General features: G+C 73.7%; 1 pseudogene. It reads left to right on the top strand.

The features are described from left to right. A pseudogene (locus ACIKT0_RS19165) lies at positions 1-893 on the top strand (hypothetical protein); the annotation flags it as partial. Positions 894-943 lie beyond the last annotated feature (50 nt).

Below are 943 nucleotides of genomic sequence, written 5' to 3'. Positions count from 1 at the left end.
GCGTCGTTCAGGGCGAGCCGGCGCCTGAGCTCGCCAGGCCGGCCTCGGCGGCCGAAGCTGATTCCGCCGCCGTCAGCGCGACGGATCCGGCCGCCTCTCCGCAGCAGCCGTTTGCGACGCGCGTGGGGGAGACGCTGCGGCTCACCTTCCCGTTCGCGCGCGCTACGCCGGCCGCCGTGTTCCGTCGAGGCGCTTCGCTGTGGGCGGTGTTCGACGATCCCAAGCCGCTCGACCTGAGCGGGCTGCTGCGCGACGCCAGCGGCGTCATCGCTGCCGCCGATCAGATCCCGCTCGAGGGCGGACGAATCGTCCGCTTCAGGCTTGCCCGCGCGGGACTGGTCACCGCGGCCGGCATCGGCTCCGACTGGGTGATCTCGCTCGGCGAAGACCTTCTGAGCGCGAGCGGCCCGATCGAGCTGAAGCCGGCCTTCAGCCGCGACGGCCGGGCCGCCGTGGAGGCGGAGGCCCCGGGCCTCGGCGCGATCCATACGCTGCGCGACCCGGACGTGGGCGACATGCTCGCGATCGCGACGCTCGCCGGCCCGGCGCGGAACGTCGATCGGCCCCGCCAGTTCGTCGAGTTCTCCGCATTGGCGACGGCGCAGGGCGTGGCGGTCGGCCTGACCGCGGACGATCTGCGGGTGACGGGCGATCTCGACAGGCTGCGGATCTGGCGCGACGAGGGTCTCGCGCTTTCGAGCGATGTGCCCGCCATGGCCGGGGCGGCCGCGCCGGCGGGAGCGACCATCCTCAGCACCGTAGCGTGGGCCGAGGAGAGCGCCCGGCCGTTCGGCCGGCGCGAGAACGAACTGATGCGCGCCGCCGCGATGGCGACGCCTGACCTTCACCCTGTCGCGCGACGAAGGCGGCATGGCCCAGAAGGTGGCCGATAACGTGCGTCCGGGCGCGCTGTTGCGCCTGCCGGCGGGCGATTACCACGTGG

Origin of the sequence: Hansschlegelia beijingensis (assembly GCF_045505405.1) — a bacterium.
GTDB lineage: Bacteria > Pseudomonadota > Alphaproteobacteria > Rhizobiales > Methylopilaceae > Methylopila > Methylopila beijingensis_A.
Note: the sequence above shows the minus strand (reverse complement) of the source record. Positions and strands in the feature narration are given on the sequence as shown.